Here is a 20,352-nt window from a genome sequence, read left to right as displayed (position 1 = left end):
ATCTATGTTTATCTAGATCTTGGACGCAGGAATTTCATATATACCTATCCAGGGCTGCTACTGCTACCCATTATGAGCTATATTGCCCTGTTTGTCGAGACGTTTGAATGGACTGGTCGTCAATATCGATTCTCGAATTCGGGTAATGTCGAGGTGCTCGATTCAGTGGATGAATCATAGGAAATCGGCTAGCTAAACTCATCGTCAGAGATAGCTATCCTGACCCCGACCTATGTCGTGTGCTGCATCTCATACCCAGATAAATGTGTAATATACTGAAACAAATCAAATTCAGTGCAGTCTGGCATAATATTAATTACTGAGACGATCTTATCATTTAGTGTTTCGTGTGGGTCGATATCATGGGTACCACTGATGAGTAAGTGTCGGTGTGTGGGTTCGATTCCCGCTCGACCTTTCCCCCTGGTCATAGGGGAACTACCACTACTACGCTACCATCACAAAGCGGTGTATCTTCTCGCCGCTTTTTCCACAGTCTTATGATTGACCTCTTCCGGTCTCTAACATGTATTTTGTCTCATAATATTAATAATTATATCAGGTTCCACACGCGTATGAGGTAATTATTGAAATATGTTGTCCTAGATATCTATTGTAGTGTCAAGTCTGGGCGGTCATACCTTACTGTGATTTAATCTAGATTCGACAGATTAGATTAAATGTCGACTGGGCATCCATTGACCATTCCACCACGCATTCCATCTGCAAGCCAATGGATCGATAGAGTGATTACGACGAGTGCGAGTAGTGCGAACTCCAATCCATCAAGGGGTAAGAATAATAATGACGTTGAAATACCGAATAATCCAAGCACGCTGAGTAACACTGCAGATCCACATGCAGCACATCCAGCGCCAAGTGTTCCGAACACGACACCAAGCATACTCGCACCTCCACCGGCGACTGTTAGCTCATGTTCACGAACGTGGTATCCTGCCATTGCGACGTTGACGCCTGTCAGTATTGAGACAATGAGTAATAAAACTCCACTCAACGGTCCGAAAGATGTTCCAATAAATGGATATAGCTCAACAAGGACCGTCAGTCGGTCAGTTGGGGGGAGTGCCCCACCGATAATAAGATCACTGACTAATTGCACATTGAGTGACATGACAAATACGGTAAGTGCTGTGACTGCTGCGATAATAGCAGCAATCGTGTACAGTGGGATTGTAAGCACAAGTCGAATTGTTCGTCCCATGAGATGCCAGTCTTCTCGAGTCGTTGGAAGGCGTGTCTGAATAGATTGAAACCCTTTGACACTCATTGTTATTTTTCTCCAAGCGCTGTTGCAATGACGTCATAACTGATGCTTCCGGTTGCTTTCGTCACATACTGTCCATCGTTAAAAAGTAGAATTGATGGTGTTGTCCCGCCGAGACCAGCTTCTTCAGCGGCATTAATATCTGCTGTGACAGCATTGCTGTATGCATCTGAGTCAACATCATTAATTACAGCATCTGCAGTGACTTCGGTGTTTGATTCAAGAAATGTTCGTGTTTTCATCTGCACATTCTCAGTTGAGAAGTCGTCTTGCATATCATAATAGTAATTCTGTAACTTCCAATGAGCAGTTTCTGACCGATCAAGCGTTGCTTCCAACGCCTGTGTTGCGGGCTTTCCCCATGGATAAACGACAGGATAATTACGAAGCACGTATGCCCCTATATTCGGATTGATGAGTTGGCGTTGGATCTCTGGAACGGTTGATTCTTTGAATGCCCGACATCGCGGGCAGGATGGATCTTTGAATGCAATAATCGTATGTTGAGATTCATCAAGATTTCCTAACCGTGGCTGTGCAGCGAGATTAGTCGCTCCTGGATGTGAATCGATTGATTGACCACTACTTGAGTCCGTGGGACCGTCAGGTGAGCCTGTTTCATTATTTCCACCGATGCACCCAGTGAGTGAGACCATCGTCGCACCGGTGCTCGCAAGGAATACTCGTCTATCCATATATCATCAAACATCTACATTATGATATCTGTTGTTCTCATGTGTAAAGTTACTACATGAAGTGCGAAAATTTAAAAAGCGCTAAGAGTCCGCTGAGAGTAACAGATTTTATTCTGCTCCGCCAGTGGACTTGGGCTAATTTAACTTTTACAGGCTAAGTCCCCTTTCTCAAGGAGTGACCGCAGGGAACGAGTAAGTAGGGGATAGGATACGACCGTACACTATAACCCGGCAAATACGATTAACAGTAGTCCTGACTATAGATTAGTAATTGAAAGCTTCGCCGACGGGTGGAGAGGATCTCAAGCAGCTTCTAGTTGGATTATTTTTTACTATGAAGATACTCACAATATTACTCTGATTATCGCACTAATATTGACTCAATTCGGTCAAGTGCCCGAGAACACACTGACGTGTACCATGCTGCAAATATTGGTAGCTCAAACAGTGCTTGACAGCCATCATCGGGCGATCCAGTTGACGGACAATCAACACGATGACCGGTGGCAGGAACTCCCATGACACGCCAACTCCAACGATATGACATACAGGTGGTTATCTCAAATGGTACCCAGAGACCACCAACTGTCTGAACACGACCAGTTGTGCCTGCATCGATAAATTGTTGATCGCACTCAACGGCACGTACAGAAGGACCCCACTCAGACCATCGCCGAGTATTTTTCAGAAGATTCCATGCAGCATCTCTTCGTACTGGTATTTCGCGGGTTACCGTAACCCTTCTACCGTCTGGTGTGTATTCGAGTGCAAGGTTGCTAATCATACAAATATCGTGAGAGTGAGAAATAAGGAAAATAGACGAATTTCGGATGTTATATGTAGACTAGTATTCTCTGTCGATAGTTACGTGAGATTGATGAATTATAGATTATAGATATGCAGCGTCCCAACGGACTGGTCGACGTTGATTTCCACAGGCGGTACATTCGATACGTTCCATTGTATCCATTGCAACATCAAGACTTTCATCAGCACCACAGAACCACCCATAGCGTTCTTCATGATCTTCATCAAGATAAGCGGCGAAAAACGGGGCTTCTGACCCACGAACAGTCTCATCATATGCAATATACACTGTGTCACCCGCTTCAGTTTCCTGTCTGTTCGCTGCAGGTTCTTCTGCTGAATCAACGAATAATGAATATATGCGCTCGGTGAATATTTCATCGTTGATACTGACTGTTCGCTTACCAGCAACGCTGAATCCCTGATCCTCATAGAAACCAAGCCCAGTTTCGTTTTCGGTTAGAACACGACCCTCAAGTCGATCTGCACCGGCGTTCATGAGTGCCTGTCGAAGTCGAGAGAGAAGTTGTGAACCGATACCCACACCACGATGATCCGGTCCAACATGAAGCCAATCGATGTATCCGATTGCCTCACGACCGGTAATCAAGTCACTTTGCGCAAACCCAATCGGTCCACCATCATCGACAGCTAGGACAAAAGTCGATTCATCATCGACGAGCGTCTCTTCAAGCGCATCCTCGCTGTACCACTCTTCGATTGCAGCATCAATCGTTTCATCATCAATTACATGTCCGTATGAGGCGGCAAGTGATTCACGCGCCACGCTGCGAATCGCCTCAATATCTTCAATAGCTGCATTACGAATGTCCATACAAGACTGTTCGATAGACCGGTACTTCAGTCCAGTGGACAAAAAACTCTGATTATTTATGCACTTCACATTTTCAAACTGGGCATATACAAGATAGTATTACCAGAAAAAGTGGCAACCTAAAATGGTATCATTACACAACCATACGTTATAATTATTTTAACAAATATTAACACGTGCGCATCATATTTAGACAAAACAATTATTAAAGATACAACCTCGCATAAGTATCATGGTGCGAGATAATGATTCTCTCCATCGGCGTGATGTATTGAAAGTAGCAGGTGCAGGTACTGTTGGAATTGCCGGACTCGCTGGGTGTTCCGGTGGCGGTAGTGATGGTGGTGGTGACGGTGGGGGTGGATCAGGATCCGATGACGCCTCAAGTGGCAGCGATACTGAGGAGTATCCCTCACTTGGAAATTTCCCAATTGATGGTGACACCGCAACATTCGGGTTCAATGTCCCACAGTCAGGACCATATGCTTCAGAGGGACAAGACGAACTGCGAGCATATGAACTTGCTGTCAAACATTTAAACAACGGCGGTGGCTGGGTTGATTCACGATTTGATGATCTCTCTGGTGATGGGGTCCTTGACTTCACGATTGATTATGTTGACGGGGATACTGCAACCGACGCCGATACGGCTCGACAGTCGGCTTCGCGAATGATCCAGCGTGACGGTGCTGTGATGGTGAGCGGTGGGTCATCCTCTGCGGTGGCTATTGCCGTTCAAGGACTGTGTCAAAATGAGAATGTAATGTTTATGGCATGTCTCACACACTCAAACGACACGACTGGAAAGGACTGTGCTCGATATGGTTTCCGTGAAGTGTTCAACGCGTACATGACTGGACAGGCGCTTGCGCCGGTTGTCAGAGAAGAATACGGAACAGATCTTGATTTTTATCAGCTGTATGCCGATTACAGCTGGGGACAAACTCAGCAGTCATCGATGGAGCAGTTCATGACAGATGTCGCTGGATGGTCACAGATTGACAGTGTGGCGACACCGCTGGGAACGACTGACTTTTCGAATTATCTCTCAGGAGCCGCAAGCGAGAACCCTGATGTGCTTATTCTGAATCATTACGGGCTCGATGGCGCAAATTCAGTCCAGCAAGCCGTTGACGCTGGACTCGATGAGGATATGGAAATTATGTTACCAGTGTATAATCGTCCGATGGCACAAGCTGCAGGCGGTGCTATCGAGGATGTCTTCGGAACGGTCGCATGGACAGCACAGATCGATAATGGACCGTCAAATGAATTCACGCAAGCCTTCCAAAACGAATATGACCGTATTCCATCAGGCGTTGCCCAATTAGCATATGCACAAACACTGCAGTATGCTGCTGCGGTTGAACGTGCCGGCACGTTCTACCCAGTCGAAGTGATCAATCAGCTCGAAGGGTACGAGTATGATAATATTGGGATGGGTGAGGAATTGATGCGTGCGTGCGATCACCAGGCACAACGAGATGTACCTGTTGTCCGCGGTCTGCCCGAGAGCGACCAATCAGAAGGAAATTACTATGAAATCGCTACAATCACAAGTCGGGAAGATATTGGATACGCGTGTGATGCTGGTCCGTCAGCAGAGTGTGATCTCGGTAGCTACGAATAACTAGTTCTCGTAATGCGATATATTTATAATTGTTTTTAAATATTATATGTAATTCGAAGCAGTTATCAAAGATATATCATCGCATAAATATCATGCTGCGAGATGATGATTCTCTCCGTCGGCGTGATGTATTGAAAGTAGCGGGTGCGGGTACTGTCGGGATTGCTGGACTTGCTGGATGCTCCGGTGGCAGTGGTGATGGTGGTGGTGAATCAGGATCTGATGACGCCTCAACTGGCAGTGATACCGAAGAGTATCCCCCACTCGGAAATTTCCCAATTGATGGTGACACCGCAACGTTCGGATTTAATGTCCCACAATCAGGACCGTATGCCTCAGAGGGGCAGGATGAGCTTCGGGCATATGAACTTGCTGTCAAGCATCTAAATAACGGCGGCGGTTGGGTTGACTCACAGTTCGATGATCTCTCTGGTGACGGGGTACTTGACTTCACGATTGATTATGTTGATGGAGACACTGCAACAGACGCCGATACGGCCCGACAGTCGGCTTCGCGAATGATCCAGCGCGACGGTGCTATGATGGTGAGTGGTGGATCATCTTCTGCGGCAGCTATTGCTGTTCAGGGACTGTGTCAGAATGAGAATGTAATGTTCATGGCATGTCTCGCGCACTCGAATGACACAACGGGAAAAGATTGTGTTCGATACGGGTTTAAAGAACAATTCAACGCGTACATGACTGGGCAGGCGCTTGCACCGGTTGTCAGAGACGAATACGGAACAGATCTCGATTTCTATCAGTTATATGCCGATTACAGTTGGGGACAAACCCAACAATCATCCATGGAGCGGTTCATGACAGATGTCGCTGGATGGTCACAGATTGATAGCGTGGCGACACCGCTGGGAACAACTGACTTCTCAAATTATCTCTCAGGAGCCGCAAGCGAAAACCCTGATGTGCTTATTTTGAATCATTACGGGCTTGATGGTGCAAATTCAATCCAGCAAGCTGTTGATGCCGGTCTCGATGAGGACATGGAAATTATGATTCCACTATATAACCGCCCAATGGCACAGGCTGCGGGCGGGGCTATTGAGGATGTCTTTGGAACAGTCGTATGGACAGCACAGATTGATAATGCACCGTCAAATGAATTCACCAGAACTTTTCAAAATGAATACGACCGTATCCCATCAGGAGCTGCACAGTTGGCATACGCGCAGACACTACAATATGCTGCTGCGGTTGAACGTGCTGGCACGTTCTATCCAGTCGAAGTAATCAAACAACTCGAAGGATACGAATATAACAATATTGGCATGGGTAAGGAGTTGATGCGTGCGTGCGATCATCAAGCACAACGAGATGTACCTGTTGTCCGTGGTCTGCCTGAGAGTGATCAGTCGGAAGGAACCTACTACGAGGTCGTCACCGTCACCAGTCGAGATGATGTTGGGTATGCATGCGATGCTGGTCCCTCAGCGGAGTGTGACCTCGGTAGCTACGAATAATCGATCCCTGTAACACGTATATATTTCATCATAGTCTTTAAGTAATAATCAACAATTAGTACAGATATGATTAGACAAAGAATAACATGTACCAATGGCATTATTAGGTGGTACCATGGGGGGAGGTCGTGAGTCTTCTTGCAGACGTAATGACCATACTGCTCAATGGCCTTCAGCAGGGAGCGATATATGTTCTTCTTGCAGTTGGTCTGTCGATTATTCTTGGAACGTTAAAATTCGTCAATTTCGCTCATGGTGCGTTGTACGTTATTGGGACTTATGCTGGATTGTTCATTGCTCTTGAAGTCTCACTTACCTCTGGAAAGCTTCGCGACTGGGGATTTGACACACTTGGATTAGATCTTGGGTTTTTTGCTGCATTGGTGTTTGTGCCAGTCGTTGTATTCGTCATTGGAATTGCAATGGAGCGGTTCCTTGCGCAGTCGTTTTATGACCGCCCTGATACCGACCAGATTCTTGTGACATTCGGGATTGCAATTGTCGTTCAAGAGCTGTTTCGCGTTCTGTTCGGCAGCAACAGTCTACCGTTTAATCAGCCAAAAAATGTGCTTGCAATCGGTGGATTCGGAGGAGTTCCTGTCTCAGGTCCGATCGCACTTCCGATAGTCGGTAACTTCCCTCGATGGCGACTGTGGGTTATTGCCATCACTGCTGTGCTTGTCGGTATTGTCTACGCGCTTGTTGAGTACACTGACTTTGGACTTATCGTTCGAGCTGGAACCCGAGATGCTGAGATGGTCAGACTCCTTGGTGTGAAAATTGATCGACCATATTTGATTGTATTCGGGATTGGAGCTGCTCTTGCAGGCGTTGCCGGTGTGGTTGGCGGACCACTCAGTGTTGTTAATCCAACAGTGGGAACGAATATTCTTGTTCCAGCGATTCTTACCGTTGTTATTGGCGGCGTTGGAAGCATCACTGGGGCTGTCGCCGGGGGGCTGCTTATTGGACTCGTTCAGGCGACACTTATCGGTCTTCCATCAGTGACGCTTGGCACATTTACACTCAATTTCTCTCCGTGGTCACAGGTTGGATTGTATGCGATTGCAGCAATTGTGCTACTGTTACGTCCGCAGGGAATCCTTGGTAGTGAGGAGGTGGCGCCGTGAGTGACTCTGATGCGACAGGCGGAGAGGGGGCGACAGTCGTTGATGATCCACAGGCTCCATCACTGGTTGAACGTCTACAGCAGTTTCGCGAGCGAGAGGCAACGGTAATCGGGTTGACTACAATTGCAGTTGCACTCTTTCCATGGATATTCGCACGAGCACCCATAATCAGTGACATTCTACTTGGATATCAGAATCTCGCTGCTTTGATGCTCATTTGGGCAATCTTTGCAATTGGATTTGATCTCCTATTGGGATACACCGGATTACTCTCATTTGGACATGCCGCATTTTGGGGTGGCGGCGCGTATGTAGCTGGCATTGTGTCGCTCCGTGTATCAAGTGACCCGATTGTGATGGTCGCTGCAGGAACGATATTCGCGGTGCTGTTCGCATGGGTGCTCGGATATCTCTCACTTCGCCGTGGTGGGATCTATTTCAGTGTCCTCACACTTGCGTTCGCACAGATGTTATATTACATGTCAGCTGCCCCGCTAGCGTCGTTAACGGGTGGTGAGAACGGTCTCACCGGCATCGATGTAAGCCCCTTATTCGGGAGTTTCCATCTTGATTCGGAACTACCGATGCTCGCCGGAGAACTGCTCGGAACGTGGATGTACGCATTTGTTGGCGTGATCACCATTGCTGCTGTTGGGATTGCCTACCGTATTCTGAATTCACCATACGGGATGGTGTTTCGAGCAATCCGTGAGAATGAGCAACGAGCGAAATTTATTGGGCTGAATGTCTGGCGATATAAGCTCATGGCGTTCATCGTCTCTGCAGGATTTGCAGGCGTTGCTGGCAGCCTATTCACAATCCATGGGTCATACGTTCCACTACAGTCGCTGTTTTGGACAGAATCCGGTGAGATTGTTATCATGGTGGTTCTTGGTGGAACCGCCTCATTATTTGGTCCAATACTCGGAGCTGGATTGTATCTTTATATTGAAAATATCGTGAGTGGGATTCAACAGTTACAATTACCGCTTACTGATATCGTTCTGATTAATGATTTTGGAACATACTGGCATCTTCTGTTAGGAGTGATTTTTGTTGTTGTTATCTGGACAGCCCCGCGTGGACTGTGGGGCGGACTTTCAGATCTCCGTGTGGCAATTGAATCCCGACTTCGAGGTGAGAACCGATGAGTATAGATACTGACTCAAATACAGACACAGACACAGACACAGATATTGAATCCAGAGATGTATCGAATACACGCACATCAGCAGTCCAAGACGGCGATGCGTTGCTTGAAACAAAAGGTCTTAGCAAGGAATTCGGCGGGCTCGTCGCCACCGATGATGTTAATATTCAGATTAATCGTGGCGAACAGGTTTCACTTATTGGACCAAATGGAGCCGGAAAATCAACATTAATCAACCTGATTACCCGGCGTCTTGAGCCAACGTCAGGTGATATTCGGTTCAAAAATAACTCAATCGTTGGATTAGATCCATATGAAGTCGTTCAGCGCGGTGTTTCAAAATCTTTCCAGACAGCCTCAATATTTCCAGATTTAACTGTTCGTGAGAACGCGGAAATCGCTGGACTTGCTGCTGAAAACGGTGCGTTTGATTTTCAGCTCCTTACACATCGCGACAGTCTCACTGACGTCCATCAACGTGCACGAGATACACTTGAGGCAGTTGGATTGCTTGACAGTGCTGATGAGACAGCGGCTGACCTCCCATATGGCGATAAGCGGCGTCTTGAGATCGGGATTGCATTGGCTGCGGAGCCAGACCTGTTGTTAATGGATGAGCCAACGGCTGGAATGTCACCTGAGGAAACAAATGCAACAGTCGAATTAATTGAAGAAGTAAAACAAGCACTTGATCTTACGTTCATGCTTGTCGAGCATGATATGGAGATTGTCTTTAGTATCTCAGATCGGATTATCGTATTAAATCGCGGACGAGTAATCGCGGAGGGAGCGCCAGAGGAGATTCGGGGGAATCCTGCCGTTCAAGAGGCGTACTTGGGTGGTGCTGATCTATGAGTACGATTGAAGATGACGAGACGGTAGGCGAGTCAAGCGCTACTACTCGTAGCGATGATAGTGGTCGTGAACTTCTTCAGTTGAATGATGTCGATGCCTACTATGGTGAGAGTCATATCCTCCGAAATCTCTCAATGATCGTAAAAGAAGGTGAAATCTGTACTCTCCTCGGTCGGAATGGGGCTGGAAAAACGACCACACTTCGATCAATCGCCGGCGCAACACCACCAGCTGTTCGCTCAGGATCAATTGAATTTAATCAGACTGACGTGACGGGAGTCACCGCCGAAGATGTCTCGATTCGTGGCATCTCACTTGTCCCTGAAGAACGACGTATCTTCCCAAATCTCTCAGTCGCAGAAAATCTGCATCTGGCTGAGGTTGTGAATAACGCATCGAACACATGGGGTCGGGACGTGGAGGCTGGTGGTGAGGGAATGACGACTGATGAGGTGTACAATCAGTTCCCACGACTCGATGAACGGCGGAATCAACAGGCGGGAACGCTTTCCGGTGGTGAACAGCAAATGCTCGCCATTGCACGGGCACTGAAACAAAATACTGATTTGATGTTGTTAGATGAGCCATATGAGGGGCTCGCACCACAGATCATCGAAGATGTCGAGGATGCCATCGAGCGGATCAATGATGCGGGAACAACGATTCTGCTCGTCGAGCAAAATGCAGCTGCGGCTATCAACCTTGCTGACCGTGCATACGTCATTGACCATGGGCAGATAGTGTTCAATGGAACTGCAGCAGAGCTTCGGGCAGATGAAGAAACACGTGAGCGGTATCTCGGAGTGTGAAGCCCGTGAAACAATCAAATATGAGTACACATACACATAGTGAACATCGGATGAGTGGCGATATACAATGACCCAAGAGACAGACAATGCGAATACCACAAATCAGGATCACACAGAAACAACACAGACTATTGAGCGAGCGGACCCTGAGACGGCACTGAATCAACTTATTCAATTTGATGCTGTCGTCGAGGATGATGATGGCACACTTGCGACGACGATTGAGTATGAAGATGTTCGTCGAATATATCATGATACCTATATTGAGGCTTCTCATGAGCAGATCATCACGACAATGACGGATGTATTCGATATTGAGAGGTCAAATGCAATAACCCAACTTGAGGAGGGTGTTGTATCACGGACAGATCTTATCACGTATCTTGCGATCGACTCTTATGTTGATGCATCACTTGACCCGGCATTACATGCGATGATGGTTGAGATCTTGAACAAAATCGATCCTGAATCACCAGTTCCAAACGTAGTCACTGAACTCACAGATGAGTCATATGATTCATTCATCACAGAACACCCGGACGCGTTGGTGACCGTCTGGAAACGGCACTGCGACCCATGCCGGTCCGTCAAGGCCGATCTTGATGATATTCTTGCAGGTGTCCCATCAGATGTTGTTGTTGCTGGAATTGACGGTGAGAATGCAGCTTCATTTCGCCGCGAAGCCGAGATAACGACAGCACCAGCGTTTATTCAGTATAAAAACGGCGAACAATCCGCTGTCAAAACCGGTCGACAGTCGCCTGATGCGATTGCTGAAATGTTCACCGATACGTAACGACTCCGCTCGGGCTCGGGTCTATTACTCTTCTGTGAATGCAATAGGAGTGAACTGCCTCGTGGCATTCGCCGCGTGGTTCTGTAAATATTGAACACCCCATTCGCGCTATTTGTCTAGTAAAAATTAGTATTCGTATTTATGTCTCATCGACGCCGGTGACCATTACAGGTCGACTTGATCCAAGTATTACGGACTGTGTCACGCTTCCAAATAGTGCTTTTCCAGCGGGTGATCGCTTGCGACCACCGATAAGAATAAGATCAGCCTCACTGCGGACTGCGGTATCAATGATTGCGTCCGCGGGATCGCCACTCGATTCTTGAATATCTGTATCGACATCGTGTTCTTCAAGAATCTCTACTGCTGCTCGAACCGACTGCAGTTGTGATGCTGAGGCTCCGCTTGGATTATCATCAAAACTGTGAATAAGTGTCACTCGTTTTTCCGTAGATCCACCAGGGAGATCAGCTGCTGCTTCCGCACATCGCGTTGCATGCGATTCATCATCATCAATACCAGCCACAATATGGTACATACTCACAACTGCGCAGCCCCACGGCTTAATATTTTTCAGACATTTCTCAACAGATACGAACTTAGTGTGTAAAATTAATCATATATAGCTCATCAGCATGGTACTAAGATTCGTCTCAATTTTGTTCAGATGATGTCTGTGGAATGAATCCCTTCAATACCAATGTAGACAGCATCCACGGTAGCTACGCAGAGAATTCGTATCGCCAGTCTGTCGCTCTAGGTCGTCGTTTTCAGAGGTATTGTAGTCTTTGTGTTCTGATTTCTGAGTTCACTCATGTCGAATTAGGGTTCAATTGAATCTGTGTATTCTGAGACGTAGATAACAAGAGCTAGTGGAATCCCAATAACAATTGCAATCGTCAATCCACCGTATGCAGCAAACCCGAATGGTGTTGGGGGAAACGGGATAATAAATAAAAATGCAGGCGCGGAAAGCCCGTCAACAAAATACCCAGTAAGATATCCTGCGGCACTTGCAGCACCAGCGAGTGCAAAATAAAGTATAATTACAAACTGTCGACCGCTTCGTCCGCGTGTCTGAGGTTGTTCATCATTTTTTGGCTGGTTTTGAGTATCCACATAATCCTGAACGTCATCCTGATCCGGACGGTCGACATTATCGAGTGACCCTGATTCATCTTTTGTGCTCTTCTCACCGCTCTGTGAGTTATTATGTCCTGATGTGGTCTCTGGGGCGTCTGATTCACTCACAGAGACGATTTAATTGGCACCATCCTGATTCTGTCGACTGAAGGCGAGAAACGATTCATGGAAGACGAGAGACGGAGAGACCCGATGCATCTTTGAGGACAGATAATATATCAGTGGCTATGAGTGACGGAGATCTCCTGGGTATCGTGCTTGGGGCTATTGCGATGTTGATGTTTGCAACGGGACTTATGCTTGCAATTTAGCGTTCTTTGAGTCCACATCTTGCTGTATAAAATCTTAGATCATTTATATTATTGTTAGATTTATATTAGTTCTCACAACGCATAGTTACCTTAGCGGTTGCAAGTACTGCAGGTGTGAGTCTGAATTGCTATATCTCTTATTCGGTATCAAAATACTGTTAAAATATTGGTATTTAACCGTCAACAGATTATAAATGAAATCGAATTATTATCGGATGTAAAAACCCAATAGACGTGTTATGTTTCTGAATTGGTGTTTATAGTATCGTCGTCGACATCGCCGCCATCTGTCAGTACTTTCTCTTCTGTTTCCTCGTCACCACCATCAGCAATGGCAGTCGTGAGTTTCTGGTCGTACCAGTCCCACTCAGCGGTGTAAAGCCCATCATCATCAAGATCCCATGGGTCTCCATCTTCGACCTTCGGACCTTCAAGCCATGATTGGACGAAATTCCAGACAAAGACTATCTGTCCAGCCAAGAGAATGAGCGCGCCGAGAGTAGCGACTTGATGTAAGGTTGCAAACTGTGGCAGATACGTTGCATATCGACGTGGCATTCCGCCGTATCCGAGCAGAATCATCGCGAAGAACGTAATATTCGTTCCAATCATTGATAACCAGAAATGCATCTTTCCAAGTGTCCGCTGATACATTCGACCAGTGTACAATGGGAACCAATAATAAATGCCGGCGAAGCCAGCAAATGCGATTGCACCCATGACGATATAGTGGAAATGCCCGACCACATAGTATGTCGCGTGTAGGACAAGGTCAACTGGGATTGAGGCAAGGAATACACCAGTCACGCCACCGAGAATGAAGTTTGAAACAAACCCGACTGAGAATAACATCGGCGTTGTCAATCTGATACTTCCATTCCACATCGTGGTGATCCAATTGAACGTCTTCACCGCACTTGGAACGGCAATTGCGAGTGAGACAGCCATAAATGATGCGCGAAGGCGAGGGTCAAGACCTGTAGCGAACATGTGGTGTGCCCATACACCAAATGAGAGTACTCCAATTGCTAGTGTTGAGTACACAACAAATTTGAATCCAAACAGGCGTCGACCTGAGAATCGCGGAAGAATGAGGCTAATGATCCCCATCGGTGGAAGCACGAGGATGTACACCTCAGGGTGTCCAAAGAACCAGAATAGATGCTGCCAGAGAATAGCACCACCTTCACCGGCAAAGAACGCAGTCCCGAAGTTTCGATCAAAAAGCAACATCATAATTGCACTGCCAAGAAGCGGGAATGCAAACAGAATCAATCCTGATTGCGTGAGGATTGTCCATGAGAAAATATCGAGATTTGCCCATGAGACATTCTCGCCACGTTCGGTGAAGATTGTTGCAATGAAATTAATCGCTCCCATTGTTGCGGAAACACCTGAAAGATGCAATCCGAGCAACATCAGATCAACACCAGCGTTGGCTTGATTACCCATTCCCTCACCGACTGATAGCGGCGCATACATGGTCCATCCTGTCTGCGCTGGAATGACTTCAGGAATCGGGAAGAATCCTGCCCAGATCAATAATGCGGCAGGCGGTAGCAGCCAGAATGCAATCGCGTTAATCCGTGGAAACGCCATGTCGTCGGCACCAATAAGCAGCGGAATAAGATAATTAGAGAACGCTGCGATAATTGGGGTTCCGAAAAGGAACAACATCGTAATTCCGTGGCTGGTTAGTAGTGAATTATAAAATGTGTTTGAGATGAGGGTCATCCCAGGGTCTGCGAGTTCGATTCGCATCAAGACGACCATCAACCCGCCAACAGCAAATGCCGTTAATCCAAAGGCACCGTAAAGAAGTCCAATATCTTTGTGATCAACAGTTGTCAGCCATCGGATGATTCCAGATGGCTTTTCTTCTGAAATATAATTATCATTTTGTCCGTAGCCACCGCCACCACCTGCAATGGGCGTATATGAACGCCAGTTTTCGATCCGCGCAAGCCACGCGGTAACGCCAATGAGGAAAATCCCCATTAGAGCCGTCAACACCAGTTGTCCAGTGACCTCCATAGGGTGACCCAGGAAGCCAGGCATTATGAAAGATTCGGGATAGCCGGAAGTGATGTTATAGAATCGAAGCTAAACGTGTGTATATATCTCTTAGATGAACCGATCAGATATGAGTAGCGTCGGACAGAGTAAACTGAATCACAGCCGTGACAGAATATATCTAAGGAATGAGCCCGGCGTTACGATGTATCTTGAGCTGTGCTTGGATCCAATTCCGCTTCGGCGACTGCATCAGGTGCTTGCTCCGATGGTGAGCTCGCGGATTCAAGTTCGGCATCTGCATTAACCTCTTTTGAGTTTTCTGGAGCCCTTTCAACTGGCTCGGCGTCAGCCATACTAGCTTGTCCGGGGAGGTATTGATCAACGTTCTCTTCACTATTAACGATCGCCCGTCCAGCGATGTAGGTCAATACTGCAAGTAAGACAAATGGAATAATCAATAATCCAAACTGAACGGCGGTAGTCAGTGGGTCGGTCTCAAATGGGCTCATGAAGACATAAGCAACGACAAAGAACGCGATGATCACCAGAGGGATGATATTAACCGTGAGGTCCAGTAATGTATCTTGATCAAATAGCTTCGCGACCATATCTAATTGATATGGTGAGAGAATCAAATAGTTTATCGGTTTCTCATCGGCAGATTTCTGGGCTGAGTATAATTATCAAGATAAATTCTGGTATTAGGATCAGATGTCGAAGTATAGCTAGTAGCTATTAGTTATTAGCTAGTAGTGTCTCTGTTTTTTACTTGCTAAATGGATCGAAAAATTACCCTCGCTGTCATAATCGATACGGATCGCACTCCGATACTCAGTATGTTGGTTCGACATCGCGGGCAAAAAGTTCTCCAGCGATAGCGGCAGCAACAAGGATGGTTGCGGCAGCAAGAATGGCTGTTCCACGGTCTGGGAGATCAAGCGTGGTGAATACAAAACTGAGACCAAGCACAACGAGTATAGCTGCGACTCCAGCCATACCACGCCATGCCGTCTGTGCATAGCCTGATTCGGCTGCCATTCCAGCTGCACTGCCACCGAATAATAATAGTCCTCCGACAGCGACGGGAAATAATCCAAATAAAATCCCAAGTTCAGAGAGAGGAATACCCAGAGCAACAAATAATGGCCATGGGCTTGCTTTCCGGTACTGTTCGGAGAGTCCCGGTGTATCTTCCATGCTGCTACGTAGATACGGCAGAGTACAAAGTGCTTCCCTTCGAACTGATATATCAGTCTTTACACGATCTTCTTAAAATAGTTGATACTCATACGCTTTTGACACACTCGACATTAGTGATAATTATTAGCTCTATCAGGTGATCAGCTGGGGATCACCGTGACTCGTGATGTGTACATCATCACCTTCTGACATTCATATTCTACAGACGGCAAGATGGTGAGGATGTCACTGTGTAAGTACGCCACGACGGACCAGAAATCGAGTTACAGACTCAATCTCAACCGGACTTCCAATAATACAACAGTCATCATCACCTGTCACGACAGTAATGACGAACTGCTCATTTAGTGACTCTCGGAATTCGGCAACGGTTTCACACGGAAGACATAGCTGGGTGCTGTCTCGGTAGGTAGCTGGCGTACTCATCCTCAAATCCTATATATCATAATTAGATGTGTGGAATATAATCTTATCGGAATTATATCAGACGGAGGGTTGAGTCTAGAAAGCACACATTTTTCGATACCGACAATCGAAATAGCGTTGATGGGACTGGAGGACGAGATTGAGGACCTCCGTGAGGAGATCGCTAACACGCCGTACAATAAGTCGACCGAAGAGCACATTGGTCGATTAAAAGCGAAGCTTGCGGAAAAGAAGGAGAAACTCGAACAACAGTCCTCAAGTGGCGGCGGTTATGGGTATGCAGTTGAGAAAACGGGCGATGTAACCGTTGCACTTGTTGGATTCCCGAGTGTCGGAAAGTCAACGCTCATAAACTCAATGACGAATGCTGATAGTGAAGTTGGGGCATATGAGTTCACAACACTCGATGTCAACCCAGGGATGTTGCAGTATAATGGGGCAAACATTCAGATGCTCGATGTTCCAGGGCTTATTGAGGGCGCTGCCGGTGGACGAGGAGGTGGAAAAGAGGTGCTATCAGTTGTACGTACGGCAGATCTTGTTGTGTTTATGCTTTCAGTGTTCGAAATTGAACGATATGAGCGCTTAAGCCAGGAGTTGTACAATAATAAGATCCGACTTGACACGACACCTCCAAGCGTCTCAATCGGGCGGCGTGGAAAGGGTGGGATCCAGGTAACCAGGGCAGATGATGTCTCGATCGATGAGGATACTATTTCATCTGTTCTTCGTGAACATGGGTATGCCAATGCAACCGTGACTGTTCGTGGAGATGTTTCAATTGACGAACTCATCGATGCAATCATGGATAATCGGGTGTATCTCCCCTCAATCGTCACCGTGAATAAAGCAGATCTGATCGATCGTGAATATCTGCCAACGGTGAAGTCAGACCTTCGTGATGTCGGTGTTGATCCTGAAGAGGCGATATTCATCAGCGCTGAAGCCAATAAAGGGCTTGATGCACTCAAGTCGAAAATGTGGGATGCGCTGGAGTTGATTCGTGTCTATATGGACAAGCCTGGTCGTGGCATCGATTATGAGGAACCGCTCGTGTTACGTCAGGGTGAAAATACCGTTGAAGATGCACTCAACAGACTTGGTGGAACACTCAATGAGCGCTTTCGGTTCGCGCGGGTCACAGGAGTGAGTGCCAAGCATGACGAACAACAGGTCGGGCGTGATCATGAACTCGCGGATGAGGATGTACTGCGAGTTGTGGCACGAAAATAATGGAAAGATGGCATGAAGTTATTCTGAAATCCCAGTTTTATGTTTGATACTTCAGCAATCAAGACCGCGCGTGACCGACACTGGGTTGCACCACTAGTCATACTCGCGCTGGTGGCGCTTCCATGGTCGATTCAGATATTCGATGCTCGTGATGCAACCTTCCTGTTTGCGTGGGGACTTGTGAACACAAATCCGCCGATGGTAACACCACTACCAGATTTCTTATTAGTTTATACACAGGGATTGCCCAAATATATCCTAGCATGGCCACTTTCGGTACTTGCATACGCTGGCACGCTCACCAGTGCAGTTAGTGGTGTGATTTTCGATCGAGAGGATCCGCGTGTTACCGGTGGATTATTATTGATTATGGCAGTCGCGCAACTTCGACTGGCATGGGGATTCTCATTTCAGCCGTATCGGACAGCATGGCCAATCGCAAGCGCATGTTGTCTACTCATTGCATGGTGGTTTTACTGGCCGCGTGTACGCACACGAGAACGTGGATATTCACTCGATGATTCTGCTGAGTAGCCAATTGGTGTTCTGATCAAGTGTATATATTAACATATGTATTGATCCTCAACAGAGGATAGTAGATAATCTGATTTCGGCCTGAGAGTATATACCTGCACACCTGTGGGGATATATCCAGCAGAGAACGAGGACTTGACTAGACATTATCTATGCGACCAATGGCGCGGCTAACTGCACATATTCGACGAATGATACCTACTATGAGTTACGGTCGGTACTCTTTTCGACACTCCGGTCAACAAATCAGATATGGCTGACGTAATTGACCATGTAATGATTCGTGTCGAAGACCTTGAAGCCTCACTTGAATGGTATCAGACGCATCTTAATTACGAGGAGAAGGATCGCTGGGAGGCAGATACATTCACGAATGTCTATCTTGGACCCGCAGAAATGCATGACGACGAAGCGATGCTTGAGATCACCTATAATCACGATGACCGAAGCTATGAGATGGGTGACGGCTGGGGTCATATTGCTGTTCGCGTCCCGAATGGCGAACTTGAGGCTGCATATCAGCAATTAATGGACGAAGGTGTCGAGGATTACCGCGATCCAGAGTCCTGCAATGGCCGGTATGCGTTTGTCAAGGATCCAGATGGGCATGAAATTGAGATTGTCAAGCGTGACCCTGATGAGGGACCGATGTGGGGCATTGATCATACGATGATCCGGGTTGAAGACGCTGATGAGGCACTTGGATTCTGGACACGGAAGTTCGAATATGAACACACCGGACGTTGGGAGTCTGATACGTTCGCAAATTACTTTATGAAGCCCGAGGGGGCATCCGACGCTGCGATGGCTGTCGAACTGACGTATAATTATGACGGCCGGAGCTATGACCTTGGTGACTCATGGGGACATCTCTGTGTCCGTGCTGATGATCTTCAAACAGACTGGGCGACACTCATGCAGCGCGATGCTGAGAATTATCGTGATCCTGAATCGTGTAATCACCGATATGCGTTCACCACAGATCAGGACGGTCACGAGATCGAGATTCTTGAAGCAAGCTAAATTGAATCAATAGACGTCGGCTATCCACGCCCAATAATAAGGGATTTATTTACTACCCACATTTATCCGCTTATGCCTGGCGTGTTCTCTGACGTGCTCGCGTGGGTCGTCATTATAACGTTCGCCGCCGGGACGCTATCTAGAGGACGCAACGACCGTGTTGGTAGAACATTGACTGTTACTGCCTGGGTCGGATTTGCAGTCTTTTGGATGCAACTCGTCCCACATTTTGCGTTTACTCATAAGAGCTATGTCGAAGGGATTCTCTCAGTTGCGGCTGTGCCGGCATCATTATATACTGGATTACTCCTTTGGCGAGGACGCGATTCGCTTTTTATTCTTTCACGAGCGGTTGCTGCGATGGGGTTGATCTATCTCCCATTCGAGACGATTCCTGCAATTATGGCGTTTGGGGTTTCATTTCCTGCACCCCGCGGCATGCTGATGGAGATAGTCGCCGCCCAGACTGGAATGTTGGTGAGTGCATTCGGGTATGAACCAGCGATGATTGTTGGTGAACAAGGCTATTTGAATACGTTCCAGTTCTTCGATGGGGAGCATGAGTTGACTGTCTCGGTTGTTCTCGCCTGCACTGGATTAGGGAGTATCGCGATTTTCGGTGGATTGATAGCTGCAGTTGAGGCACCACTTCGGCGGAAAATGAAAGCGATGACTGTTGCTGTGCCGATTATCTATGCATTGAATATACTTCGAACGACGTTCATCACGATTGCCTTCGGCAAGCAGCACATGCAGTGGTTTGTTCAAGAAATACTATTTTTATTCGGCTCGTCCGACCCGTACATGGTTTCATTCTTTATCTCTGATCGGATCATTAGCCAACTACTTGCGGTTGCTGTTCTTGTTGGAATTACCTATCTTGTTGTTCGTGAGCTGCCTGAGCTACTGACAGTGATTGAGGATGTATTGTATATGCTCACTGGGGATGAATACAATCTTGCTCAAGAACTTGGACTTCAGCGTGAGAGTGTTTGA

21 protein-coding genes and 1 pseudogene are annotated in these 20,352 nt (G+C 47.0%); 12 read left to right on the top strand and 10 right to left on the bottom strand.

The window, feature by feature from the left end:
* Window positions 1-180, top strand: a pseudogene (locus J07HQW2_RS18860) (glycosyltransferase family 2 protein); the annotation flags it as partial.
* Between the two features lie 496 nt (window positions 181-676).
* On the opposite strand, the gene J07HQW2_RS13420 reads toward J07HQW2_RS18860, so the two are convergent.
* The 4 genes from J07HQW2_RS13420 to J07HQW2_RS13405 all read right to left on the bottom strand — a co-directional run bounded on the left by J07HQW2_RS13420 (window position 677) and on the right by J07HQW2_RS13405 (window position 3,622).
* Window positions 677-1,288, bottom strand: a complete 612-nt coding sequence (locus tag J07HQW2_RS13420; RefSeq protein WP_021056105.1) for a hypothetical protein — start codon at window positions 1,286-1,288, stop codon at window positions 677-679.
* 2 nt (window positions 1,289-1,290) lie between these two features.
* Window positions 1,291-1,980: a DsbA family protein gene (locus tag J07HQW2_RS13415; protein WP_021056104.1), complete on the bottom strand. Its 690-nt coding sequence runs from the start codon at window positions 1,978-1,980 to the stop codon at window positions 1,291-1,293.
* Between the two features lie 361 nt (window positions 1,981-2,341).
* Window positions 2,342-2,764 (bottom strand): SRPBCC family protein, encoded by a 423-nt coding sequence (locus J07HQW2_RS13410; protein ID WP_021056103.1) that lies wholly within the window; start codon window positions 2,762-2,764, stop codon window positions 2,342-2,344.
* A 105-nt stretch (window positions 2,765-2,869) separates the two neighbouring features.
* A complete protein-coding gene (locus J07HQW2_RS13405; protein ID WP_021056102.1) occupies window positions 2,870-3,622 on the bottom strand; it encodes a GNAT family N-acetyltransferase in 753 nt (250 codons plus the stop codon).
* Window positions 3,623-3,854: 232 nt separating this feature from the next.
* Between J07HQW2_RS13405 and J07HQW2_RS13400 the strand changes: the two genes are divergently transcribed.
* The 7 genes from J07HQW2_RS13400 (at window position 3,855) to J07HQW2_RS13370 (ending at window position 11,470) form a co-directional block, all read left to right on the top strand.
* Window positions 3,855-5,252: a substrate-binding protein gene (locus J07HQW2_RS13400; RefSeq protein ID WP_021056101.1), complete on the top strand. Its 1,398-nt coding sequence runs from the start codon at window positions 3,855-3,857 to the stop codon at window positions 5,250-5,252.
* 92 nt (window positions 5,253-5,344) lie between these two features.
* Window positions 5,345-6,730 carry a substrate-binding protein gene (locus J07HQW2_RS13395; RefSeq protein WP_021056100.1) on the top strand — a complete coding sequence of 462 codons (1,386 nt, stop codon included), beginning with the start codon at window positions 5,345-5,347 and terminating at the stop codon, window positions 6,728-6,730.
* Between the two features lie 128 nt (window positions 6,731-6,858).
* A complete protein-coding gene (locus J07HQW2_RS13390; protein ID WP_048075305.1) occupies window positions 6,859-7,860 on the top strand; it encodes a branched-chain amino acid ABC transporter permease in 1,002 nt (333 codons plus the stop codon).
* Window positions 7,857-9,011 carry a branched-chain amino acid ABC transporter permease gene (locus tag J07HQW2_RS13385; protein WP_021056098.1) on the top strand — a complete coding sequence of 385 codons (1,155 nt, stop codon included), beginning with the start codon at window positions 7,857-7,859 and terminating at the stop codon, window positions 9,009-9,011. Before J07HQW2_RS13390 ends, J07HQW2_RS13385 begins: the two co-directional genes overlap by 4 nt.
* Window positions 9,008-9,865: an ABC transporter ATP-binding protein gene (locus J07HQW2_RS13380; protein WP_021056097.1), complete on the top strand. Its 858-nt coding sequence runs from the start codon at window positions 9,008-9,010 to the stop codon at window positions 9,863-9,865. Before J07HQW2_RS13385 ends, J07HQW2_RS13380 begins: the two co-directional genes overlap by 4 nt.
* Window positions 9,862-10,674 carry an ABC transporter ATP-binding protein gene (locus tag J07HQW2_RS13375; RefSeq protein ID WP_021056096.1) on the top strand — a complete coding sequence of 271 codons (813 nt, stop codon included), beginning with the start codon at window positions 9,862-9,864 and terminating at the stop codon, window positions 10,672-10,674. Before J07HQW2_RS13380 ends, J07HQW2_RS13375 begins: the two co-directional genes overlap by 4 nt.
* Before the next feature lie 67 nt (window positions 10,675-10,741).
* The gene (locus J07HQW2_RS13370; protein ID WP_021056095.1) at window positions 10,742-11,470 is read left to right on the top strand and encodes a thioredoxin family protein; all 729 of its coding nucleotides are present in this window, start codon (window positions 10,742-10,744) and stop codon (window positions 11,468-11,470) included.
* A 139-nt stretch (window positions 11,471-11,609) separates the two neighbouring features.
* On the opposite strand, the gene J07HQW2_RS13365 is transcribed toward J07HQW2_RS13370, so the two are convergent.
* The 6 genes from J07HQW2_RS13365 to J07HQW2_RS13340 all read right to left on the bottom strand — a co-directional run bounded on the left by J07HQW2_RS13365 (window position 11,610) and on the right by J07HQW2_RS13340 (window position 16,566).
* A complete protein-coding gene (locus tag J07HQW2_RS13365) occupies window positions 11,610-12,008 on the bottom strand; it encodes a universal stress protein (RefSeq protein ID WP_021056094.1) in 399 nt (132 codons plus the stop codon).
* A gap of 284 nt (window positions 12,009-12,292) precedes the next feature.
* Window positions 12,293-12,589 carry a DUF7520 family protein gene (locus J07HQW2_RS13360; RefSeq protein WP_048075688.1) on the bottom strand — a complete coding sequence of 99 codons (297 nt, stop codon included), beginning with the start codon at window positions 12,587-12,589 and terminating at the stop codon, window positions 12,293-12,295.
* A gap of 572 nt (window positions 12,590-13,161) precedes the next feature.
* The gene (locus J07HQW2_RS13355) at window positions 13,162-14,922 is read right to left on the bottom strand and encodes a cbb3-type cytochrome c oxidase subunit I (protein WP_048075687.1); all 1,761 of its coding nucleotides are present in this window, start codon (window positions 14,920-14,922) and stop codon (window positions 13,162-13,164) included.
* A gap of 215 nt (window positions 14,923-15,137) precedes the next feature.
* Entirely contained in the window at window positions 15,138-15,548 is a 411-nt protein-coding gene (locus J07HQW2_RS13350; RefSeq protein ID WP_021056091.1) for a DUF6684 family protein, read from the bottom strand.
* Between the two features lie 223 nt (window positions 15,549-15,771).
* Window positions 15,772-16,137, bottom strand: coding sequence for a DUF7541 family protein (locus tag J07HQW2_RS13345; RefSeq protein ID WP_021056090.1), 366 nt, complete (start codon window positions 16,135-16,137; stop codon window positions 15,772-15,774).
* 228 nt (window positions 16,138-16,365) lie between these two features.
* Entirely contained in the window at window positions 16,366-16,566 is a 201-nt protein-coding gene (locus J07HQW2_RS13340; protein WP_021056089.1) for a VNG_1110C family protein, read from the bottom strand.
* A gap of 120 nt (window positions 16,567-16,686) precedes the next feature.
* Between J07HQW2_RS13340 and J07HQW2_RS13335 the strand changes: the two genes are divergently transcribed.
* The 4 genes from J07HQW2_RS13335 (at window position 16,687) to artA (ending at window position 20,352) form a co-directional block, all read left to right on the top strand.
* Complete coding sequence (locus J07HQW2_RS13335; protein WP_021056088.1) at window positions 16,687-17,799, top strand: OBG GTPase family GTP-binding protein; 1,113 nt, start codon at window positions 16,687-16,689, stop codon at window positions 17,797-17,799.
* Window positions 17,800-17,838: 39 nt separating this feature from the next.
* A complete protein-coding gene (locus J07HQW2_RS13330; RefSeq protein ID WP_021056087.1) occupies window positions 17,839-18,333 on the top strand; it encodes a TIGR04206 family protein in 495 nt (164 codons plus the stop codon).
* A 252-nt stretch (window positions 18,334-18,585) separates the two neighbouring features.
* Complete coding sequence (locus tag J07HQW2_RS13325) at window positions 18,586-19,356, top strand: VOC family protein (RefSeq protein WP_021056086.1); 771 nt, start codon at window positions 18,586-18,588, stop codon at window positions 19,354-19,356.
* A gap of 72 nt (window positions 19,357-19,428) precedes the next feature.
* Window positions 19,429-20,352, top strand: a complete 924-nt coding sequence (artA, locus tag J07HQW2_RS13320; RefSeq protein WP_021056085.1) for an archaeosortase A — start codon at window positions 19,429-19,431, stop codon at window positions 20,350-20,352.

The organism is Haloquadratum walsbyi J07HQW2 (assembly GCF_000415985.1).
GTDB classification, from domain to species: Archaea; Halobacteriota; Halobacteria; order Halobacteriales; family Haloferacaceae; genus Haloquadratum; species Haloquadratum walsbyi_B.
The sequence above is the reverse complement of the archived record's forward strand: the minus strand, read 5'-3'. Positions and strand labels throughout refer to the sequence as shown.

What these genes read in the sequence shown, in the direction of transcription:
- J07HQW2_RS13420 (WP_021056105.1), bottom strand. Translation starts at nt 1,288, where the DNA reads ATGAGTGTCAAAGGGTTTCAATCTATTCAGACACGCCTTCCAACGACT.
- J07HQW2_RS13415 (WP_021056104.1), bottom strand. Translation starts at nt 1,980, where the DNA reads ATGGATAGACGAGTATTCCTTGCGAGCACCGGTGCGACGATGGTCTCA.
- J07HQW2_RS13410 (WP_021056103.1), bottom strand. Translation starts at nt 2,764, where the DNA reads ATGATTAGCAACCTTGCACTCGAATACACACCAGACGGTAGAAGGGTT.
- J07HQW2_RS13405 (WP_021056102.1), bottom strand. Translation starts at nt 3,622, where the DNA reads ATGGACATTCGTAATGCAGCTATTGAAGATATTGAGGCGATTCGCAGC.
- J07HQW2_RS13400 (WP_021056101.1), top strand. Translation starts at nt 3,855, where the DNA reads ATGGTGCGAGATAATGATTCTCTCCATCGGCGTGATGTATTGAAAGTA.
- J07HQW2_RS13395 (WP_021056100.1), top strand. Translation starts at nt 5,345, where the DNA reads ATGCTGCGAGATGATGATTCTCTCCGTCGGCGTGATGTATTGAAAGTA.
- J07HQW2_RS13380 (WP_021056097.1), top strand. Translation starts at nt 9,008, where the DNA reads ATGAGTATAGATACTGACTCAAATACAGACACAGACACAGACACAGAT.
- J07HQW2_RS13375 (WP_021056096.1), top strand. Translation starts at nt 9,862, where the DNA reads ATGAGTACGATTGAAGATGACGAGACGGTAGGCGAGTCAAGCGCTACT.
- J07HQW2_RS13370 (WP_021056095.1), top strand. Translation starts at nt 10,742, where the DNA reads ATGACCCAAGAGACAGACAATGCGAATACCACAAATCAGGATCACACA.
- J07HQW2_RS13365 (WP_021056094.1), bottom strand. Translation starts at nt 12,008, where the DNA reads ATGTACCATATTGTGGCTGGTATTGATGATGATGAATCGCATGCAACG.
- J07HQW2_RS13355 (WP_048075687.1), bottom strand. Translation starts at nt 14,922, where the DNA reads ATGGGGATTTTCCTCATTGGCGTTACCGCGTGGCTTGCGCGGATCGAA.
- J07HQW2_RS13350 (WP_021056091.1), bottom strand. Translation starts at nt 15,548, where the DNA reads ATGGTCGCGAAGCTATTTGATCAAGATACATTACTGGACCTCACGGTT.
- J07HQW2_RS13345 (WP_021056090.1), bottom strand. Translation starts at nt 16,137, where the DNA reads ATGGAAGATACACCGGGACTCTCCGAACAGTACCGGAAAGCAAGCCCA.
- J07HQW2_RS13340 (WP_021056089.1), bottom strand. Translation starts at nt 16,566, where the DNA reads ATGAGTACGCCAGCTACCTACCGAGACAGCACCCAGCTATGTCTTCCG.
- J07HQW2_RS13335 (WP_021056088.1), top strand. Translation starts at nt 16,687, where the DNA reads ATGGGACTGGAGGACGAGATTGAGGACCTCCGTGAGGAGATCGCTAAC.
- J07HQW2_RS13330 (WP_021056087.1), top strand. Translation starts at nt 17,839, where the DNA reads ATGTTTGATACTTCAGCAATCAAGACCGCGCGTGACCGACACTGGGTT.
- J07HQW2_RS13325 (WP_021056086.1), top strand. Translation starts at nt 18,586, where the DNA reads ATGGCTGACGTAATTGACCATGTAATGATTCGTGTCGAAGACCTTGAA.
- artA (WP_021056085.1), top strand. Translation starts at nt 19,429, where the DNA reads ATGCCTGGCGTGTTCTCTGACGTGCTCGCGTGGGTCGTCATTATAACG.